Here is a 6,000-nt window from a genome sequence, read left to right on the forward strand (position 1 = left end):
GTCAGAGGACATCCGATCTGGGGCTGTCCCCGTAAACGAGGCTTTGAAGATCATTAGCTGGCCCACTGCTGGCCCGAGATCTGGCGATCATGACATGGAAGAGCCCTGGCCGCGTGTGCGGCCGGGGCTCCTGTCTCTCCCGCGTTATGCCGATTGCCGCGCGGAACTGTCACGCAGCACGTTCAGCTTCTCCTTGTACAACGGGCCGGCGTGATAGGCCGCTTCGTCGTGGGACGGGGCGGACTCCTCGATCAGGTGATGGGCCGCGGCCTTCAGGTCAGCGGCCCACAGCAGCACATGCTGCTGCGCGCTCTGGCCGCACTCCTGCGGTTCCCCGGGGAGGCACAGCGGGAGATCACGCACGCTGAGCTTGTTGTACGCGTGGCGCACGTACATCGCGGTCCGCTGCCATTGCTCGTCCGTCCGCGCCATGCCGCCTCCTATGATCCGATCTGCCCGGAAACCTCGATCGTAGCCTCCGCGTCGGGCGCGCACGGTGAGCATGGTCCACACCAAGGAAGGCACTGCGGAGGCGTGCACGAACGCGCGGGCAGCGGCCGGTGAACGGCTTCGATCTCGGCGCGCGCCCGCCTGGTCGCCGGGCCCACCCAAATGTCCTTCAGCGGGGACACCAGGACATTCCCCATGCTGATGAACCGGCCGATGACGCAGGGCCACACATCCCCGTCGGGGCCGATCGCGAGCTTCCCCTGAGCGCATTGCCCGCACAGATCCGCAACGGTGGGCCGGGCGCCCTTGCCGGCTCGCCCGATCGCCCGGGTGTGGTCCCCGCCCACGGCCGTCAGCCCAAGGTCCGTAAGGTCCCGGAAGGCGTCGTCGGCCCGTTGTCCGGGCAGCGCTGAAATGACCGCGCCGCGCAGGGTGAGGCCGAGTTCCCACGCGCGTTGGATGTTTGCCCGTGTACGCCTGTGGGACCCCGGCCGTACCGTAACGGCGTCGTGCTCCTCGGCGGTGTCCGAGTAGTACGACGTGGCGAGCCTGACGCGGTACTCGGCGAACGTGGCCCACAGCTCGTCCGAGACATGCGTCAGGTTCGAGAACACCTCCACGGCCAGGCCGGCGCGCGCCGCATGCGCGATGAGGTCGGTGAGGTGCGGGTACAGGGTGGGTTCCCCGCCGATGAACTGAACGTCACTTACGCCCATGGCGGCGAGCTGGTCGATGCAGTCCTTCCAGCGTTCCGCGGTCATGGTGCCGTGCGTGCCGCGGGGGGATGAGTCGGCGTAGCAGTGGGTGCATTCGAGGTTGCAGAACCCGGTGACCTCCAGCCAGGCGAAGGCCAGGGCGGATTGGTCGGAGTTGGTGTCGCGTCCGGGTAAGGCTGAGCGGGTAGTCATGGTGGTGCCTCCCGTTCTGGTGGATGGGTGGTAACCCGCCTCCGGCCGGAGTCCTTGCCGGGATGCGTCGGCCGGGGGCGGGGGTCAGTGGGGGTGGTGCAGGCCGGCCCGCACGTAGGGGCGGACGGGGGAGAGCAGCGCTTCGGCTCGCTGGGCCATGAGGTCCTGTTCGCATGCCCGGCACGCGTACAGCGGCACTTCGGTGTCGCTGTGGCCGGGGCCGCCGGGGCCGATGATCGAGCCGACGCGGACGGTCTGGAGGCCACGGCGCGGGCAGCGGAAGCAGTCGCCCATCATGAGGGACTTGGGGCCATCGAGGCGGAGGCGGACGTTCACGGCTGATCGCCGCCCATCTCGTCCGTGTCGCCGGGCGTGTCCGGCTGGCTGGCGTCGCTGGCGTCGCTGGCGGGCGGGGAGTGCCACACCAGCGTCACGCCGTGCTCGGGGCAGTAGGCGCCGGCCTCGTCCTCGATCGGGACGGCGTGCTGCCCCTTGGTGCAGCGCGTCATCGCGTCTCCCGGAGGTGGCGAGGATGGACGCGGGGAACCAGACCGCCGAGGACCCGTGCACCGCTACGGGCCGGGTGCCGAGGTTGGTGACGTCACCCGGCCGGAGGGGGGAGTCCGCAGAACACGCAGTCCGCGCCGCGTAACTGCCGCTCGGACAAATCCTCTACGGCGGGGAGTTCGACGTCAGGTGGTTCGGTCTCGTTGGACATGGCAGACCCCTGCGGTAACTGTGGGCGTTCCCCGAGGAACACCCCGTACATGCATGGTCCACCGGTGGACTAGTCAGATCAAGGTGTGGATGCGAAAGAGCCCCTACCAACGGCAGGGGCTCACGCAAGGATTGACGGGGAATCAGCCACCCATCGGGTACTCATCCGTCCGCGCCCAACGGCCGGCCGGCGTGATGCCCACCTCGTAGGCGAGCGCCCTCCCGTCCGCGTCGTAGGCGACATGCCGCGCCTCCGCCACAGCCGCCGGACCGTCCAGGTGAAGAAGCTCCAGCTCCTCATCGGTCGCCAGGCGAGCACTCCACCAATCCCGGCCGGTATGCGGGCGCCGGCTGGTCTGCATCTCCACATACCGCGTCGTGCCCTCACGGACCCGCTCGCGCAGGAGCAGCCGCGGTGCGGCCTCGCCCACCTCCGCCGTGAACCACGAGTACGACGTGGCAGTCGGCGTCTCACCCTCGAAGGTGACGCGGTGACGGCGCACAACGCTGTCACCCGCCTCGATGCCGAGCCCCGTCGCGACATGCTCGGGCGCGGGGACCAGCTCGGCGGACAGGATCTCCGCATACTCGCCAGCCGTGTAGATGTTCCCGGTGGCGACAGAGGTGGCGTAGCGCTCGCCCGCCGTCCGGGCCAGCGGCACGCGCTCCTTCACCAGGGAGCCGGTGCCCTGGCGGGTTTCGATGAGGCCTTCCTGACGGAGGACATCCAGAGCCTTGACGACGGTGGCGCGCGAGACCTTCCAGCGCTCGGTCAGTTCCCGTTCAGACGGCAGCACTTGGCCCGCCGCGAGTTCGCCGCGCACGATCTTGCCTCGCAAGTCGCCTGCGATCTGGTCGTACTTGGGCAGTGCCATTGCTCTTCCCCTGACTAGTGGACTGGTCCACCTGGCATGTTGAGGGGTTACGCCCGTAGAGGTCAACCCACCTCGGCATGCGAAAGCGCCCCGCCCTCCCGGAGGAGAGCGGGGCGCTGTCATCGCCGCCAGGGCGTCAGATCCAGATCAACGGGCGGGTCCGGCGGCGGCCCGGCCTGAGTGTCCGGCTCCACCCGCTGAGCCCACTTGAGCAGGTCCATCACGAACGACGTAAGCAGCTTCCGCTGCACGCGCTCCGCCGCCAGGTCCTGCCGCAGCTCACCGGCAATCGTCGTGAAATCGCTGCGCCGGTTCGTGGCCCGGGACAGGCCCCACGTCAGCAGCCTCACCAGCAGCGCCACCCCGGCCGCCGCCATCGCACCTATGTCCACTCCGCCCCTTCCGTAGACGTGCGGGCGGCGGGTCGTCCAGACCCGACAGCCACACGATGGCCAGTGCGAGCGCCACCCAGATGCACGCCGAGCCCGACGCCGTCGGATACTGCGGCACCGCGGTGGTGAACGCCGCGGCCCACAGGCCTGCCAGCGCGGCGAGCCCGGTGAAGCCGGCGGCCTGCCAGCGCGGGCAGCGCACCAGCAAGCCCGCCACGATCGCGACCGTACCGGCCGCCACCCACAGCCAGCCGAGGGCGGCCATGGGGACCCAGCGGTTGATGACGTCCAGCATCTGGGTGGTGCCGGAGCGGGGGTTGGCGAGGATGCCGAGCGCCCCGTATCCGGCCCAGCCCGCGCCGAGGGTGACGAGGATCGCGCGGCGACGGCTGAACGGCGCCCCCGTCGCCGCGTACATCAGACGCCTCGGGCGAGGGACGCGGAGTTGGTGATGTCGCGCCAGCGGGCGATCCAGCCCTTGATGAGGGCGAGTCCGGCGCCGACTCCGGCCGATCCGGCGGCGTACCACATGCTGCCGTTCAGGGGCTGGGTGACGACGATTCCGGCGATACCGGCCTGGAGGGTGGTGGACAGGATCCGCTCGGTGAGGTCGCGGCCGTAGGTCTTGACGGTCTTGATGACGGTGTCGGTGTTGGGCAGCTCGAAGTCGGACATGGTGAATCCCTTCATTGGTGCAGGTCGGAGGGCATGGCCTGCGTAACGCAGGTCATGGTCAGGCGAAGAGGAGGTGCCAGGTCAGCGGTCCGGGCAGCCCGTCCGCGTCGCCCTTGAGCTGGGCGTGGGACCGCTGGAACGCGGCGGTCGCCTGGCGGTGCGCGTCGCCCCAGCGCGGCCCGGGGCCGACCTTGTAGAACCGGCCGTACCCGCGCTTGACGAGCTGCTCGCCGAGCTTGGTGACGTAGCTGTTGTTCTGGCCCGGCCCGAAGTAGCCGCGCCCCGGGAACGCCGGCCGCGCGGGCGGCTTCGGCTTGGCCGGGGGCTTCGGCTGCGCAGGCGGCTTCGGCTTCCCCGCCGCCGGGCCGTCGAGGCGGACGTCGACGCGGCCCCGCATGGACGCCATGGAGAACCCGCGCGGATCCACCTTCCCGGGCTGCCACTCCAGATGCCCGATCACCGAGGCCGCATCCCAGCCGTGCGCGCGGCAGATCGCTGCGGCGGCCTTCTCGATCGCCTCCAACTGGGCGGCTGGCCACGGGTCCTTGCCGTCGCCCATGTTGCCGCACTCGAAGCCGTAGAAGTGCCGGTTGCCGTCGGTGTTGGCCTCGCGGTCCGGCGGCAGCGCCGATTCGCCGATCACGGCGCGCAGGACCTCGTCGTCACCGAGCCCGGCGTGGTTGGCCCGGCCGTAGCCGACGAGGTGGACCGCGCCGTCCTTGTCGATGACGCCGTGGCACAGCGGGCCGGGCAGGGCGGAGTGCCCGTCCCTGCACAGGCGGACGCTGCTGTCGGTGCCCTTCGTGACGGTGTGGTGGATCATCACGCCGTGCACGGGACCCCAGGCGCCCTTGTGGTTGCGGTTGTGTGTCTTCCAGTTGCCGACCTCGACGACCTTCAGGCCCTCGTCTCTGAGGGCCTTGAGTAGCCGGTCGGCGGTCAGGGGTGTGGCCATGGGTTTCCCCTCTCCGGGGCATGACGAGAGCCCCGGCCGGGTCGGCGCGGGGCTCGGGGGTGCGGGCGGGTCAGGTGATGGACTGTGCGCCGGTGACCGTGTCGGCGGCACCGATGTCCTCGATGTGGAGGCTGGTAGGCGTGCCTGCCGAAGCCGCGATCAGGATGTTGTCGCTGCCCCAGTCTCGAAGCAGGCTTACGACGAGGGAGGCAAGAAGACCCTCACCCTGAAACAGGTCAGCGACGCCACCACCATCAACGGCACCACCGAGATCGAGATCGAGGTCAACGACCTCGACAAGACAGCCGAGCTCCTCACCGCCCTCGGACTGCGCCAGGTCCGGTACCAGCAGAACTACCGGGAAGAGTGGCAGCTCGGCGACATCACCTACGACCTCGACACCTGGCCCGATCTCCCCACCTTCATCGAGATCGAGGGCCCCTCGGAAGAAGCGGTCCGCAAGGCGGTCGCCGCCTTCGGCTTCGACTACAACAGGCCCGCTACGGCAGCATCGACCTCATCTACAAGAGCGAACTGAACCGCGACATCCTCGCCGAGCCAACGCTGCTCTTCACGGAGTAACTGATGCGCAGCAGGTGGGCCGCGCCCAGCGAGGACGACGGCCCACCCGTATGTCCCACTTCCCAGGCCGAGCTTCGAAGAACAAAGAAAAGCAGTGCGTCCGTGGACACGGATGAGTGATCGGCCACGTCGAGGCGACGCTCGCCGCAGGCTCCAAGCAGGCCGCCCGCCCAGACCGAGGCCCGTCTGTACACATACTCGCGCAGGAGGCCGCTTCGAGCGGCGCCTGGTGCACGGGCGGTGGGCACGTTTTCGCCGATGGCGCCGTGACGGACGATGTCTGTCTCATTTGTTCCAAGGCCGGTCGTGCGGGTGCTGCGTCACGGATGGCTCGCCAACGACATGGACCTACTAGGACTTGTCCGGTCGATCATGTGACTGCTTCGTGTGCGGGTCGTTGGTGTGGGCATGGGGCGGGGTGATCTGAGCGATGCTGAGTGGGAGCG

General features: G+C 69.3%; 8 protein-coding genes and 1 pseudogene. 1 reads left to right on the top strand and 8 read right to left on the bottom strand.

What is annotated here, in order from left to right; all coding sequences use genetic code 11:
* Window positions 1–144: 144 nt before the first annotated feature.
* The 8 genes from ACFYYH_RS27955 to ACFYYH_RS27990 all read right to left on the bottom strand — a co-directional run bounded on the left by ACFYYH_RS27955 (window position 145) and on the right by ACFYYH_RS27990 (window position 4,972).
* Window positions 145–432 carry a hypothetical protein gene (locus ACFYYH_RS27955; RefSeq protein WP_388556473.1) on the bottom strand — a complete coding sequence of 96 codons (288 nt, stop codon included), beginning with the start codon at window positions 430–432 and terminating at the stop codon, window positions 145–147.
* Between the two features lie 8 nt (window positions 433–440).
* Complete coding sequence (locus ACFYYH_RS27960) at window positions 441–1,358, bottom strand: radical SAM protein (RefSeq protein WP_388556476.1); 918 nt, start codon at window positions 1,356–1,358, stop codon at window positions 441–443.
* An 84-nt stretch (window positions 1,359–1,442) separates the two neighbouring features.
* Window positions 1,443–1,694, bottom strand: a complete 252-nt coding sequence (locus tag ACFYYH_RS27965) for a hypothetical protein (protein ID WP_388556478.1) — start codon at window positions 1,692–1,694, stop codon at window positions 1,443–1,445.
* Entirely contained in the window at window positions 1,691–1,867 is a 177-nt protein-coding gene (locus ACFYYH_RS27970; RefSeq protein WP_388556481.1) for a hypothetical protein, read from the bottom strand. Before ACFYYH_RS27970 ends, ACFYYH_RS27965 begins: the two co-directional genes overlap by 4 nt.
* Window positions 1,868–2,218: 351 nt before the next feature.
* A complete protein-coding gene (locus ACFYYH_RS27975; protein ID WP_388556484.1) occupies window positions 2,219–2,950 on the bottom strand; it encodes a GntR family transcriptional regulator in 732 nt (243 codons plus the stop codon).
* Window positions 2,951–3,229: 279 nt separating this feature from the next.
* Window positions 3,230–3,760: a hypothetical protein gene (locus ACFYYH_RS27980; protein ID WP_388556487.1), complete on the bottom strand. Its 531-nt coding sequence runs from the start codon at window positions 3,758–3,760 to the stop codon at window positions 3,230–3,232.
* Window positions 3,760–4,017 carry a hypothetical protein gene (locus ACFYYH_RS27985; protein ID WP_388556489.1) on the bottom strand — a complete coding sequence of 86 codons (258 nt, stop codon included), beginning with the start codon at window positions 4,015–4,017 and terminating at the stop codon, window positions 3,760–3,762. Before ACFYYH_RS27985 ends, ACFYYH_RS27980 begins: the two co-directional genes overlap by 1 nt.
* Window positions 4,018–4,075: 58 nt before the next feature.
* Window positions 4,076–4,972, bottom strand: coding sequence for a peptidoglycan-binding protein (locus ACFYYH_RS27990; protein ID WP_388556492.1), 897 nt, complete (start codon window positions 4,970–4,972; stop codon window positions 4,076–4,078).
* A 199-nt stretch (window positions 4,973–5,171) separates the two neighbouring features.
* On the opposite strand from ACFYYH_RS27990, the pseudogene ACFYYH_RS27995 reads away from it, so the two are divergent.
* Window positions 5,172–5,554 (top strand): annotated as a pseudogene (locus ACFYYH_RS27995) (CYTH domain-containing protein); the annotation flags it as partial.
* Window positions 5,555–6,000 lie beyond the last annotated feature (446 nt).

Source organism: Streptomyces sp. NPDC002018 (assembly GCF_042890865.1).
Lineage (GTDB): Bacteria > Actinomycetota > Actinomycetes > Streptomycetales > Streptomycetaceae > Streptomyces.

Bases quoted from the DNA above. Each gene is read 5' to 3' on its own strand.
- ACFYYH_RS27955 (WP_388556473.1), bottom strand. From the start codon at position 432: ATGGCGCGGACGGACGAGCAATGGCAGCGGACCGCGATGTACGTGCGC.
- ACFYYH_RS27960 (WP_388556476.1), bottom strand. From the start codon at position 1,358: ATGACTACCCGCTCAGCCTTACCCGGACGCGACACCAACTCCGACCAA.
- ACFYYH_RS27970 (WP_388556481.1), bottom strand. From the start codon at position 1,867: ATGACGCGCTGCACCAAGGGGCAGCACGCCGTCCCGATCGAGGACGAG.
- ACFYYH_RS27975 (WP_388556484.1), bottom strand. From the start codon at position 2,950: ATGGCACTGCCCAAGTACGACCAGATCGCAGGCGACTTGCGAGGCAAG.
- ACFYYH_RS27980 (WP_388556487.1), bottom strand. From the start codon at position 3,760: ATGTACGCGGCGACGGGGGCGCCGTTCAGCCGTCGCCGCGCGATCCTC.
- ACFYYH_RS27985 (WP_388556489.1), bottom strand. From the start codon at position 4,017: ATGTCCGACTTCGAGCTGCCCAACACCGACACCGTCATCAAGACCGTC.
- ACFYYH_RS27990 (WP_388556492.1), bottom strand. From the start codon at position 4,972: ATGGCCACACCCCTGACCGCCGACCGGCTACTCAAGGCCCTCAGAGAC.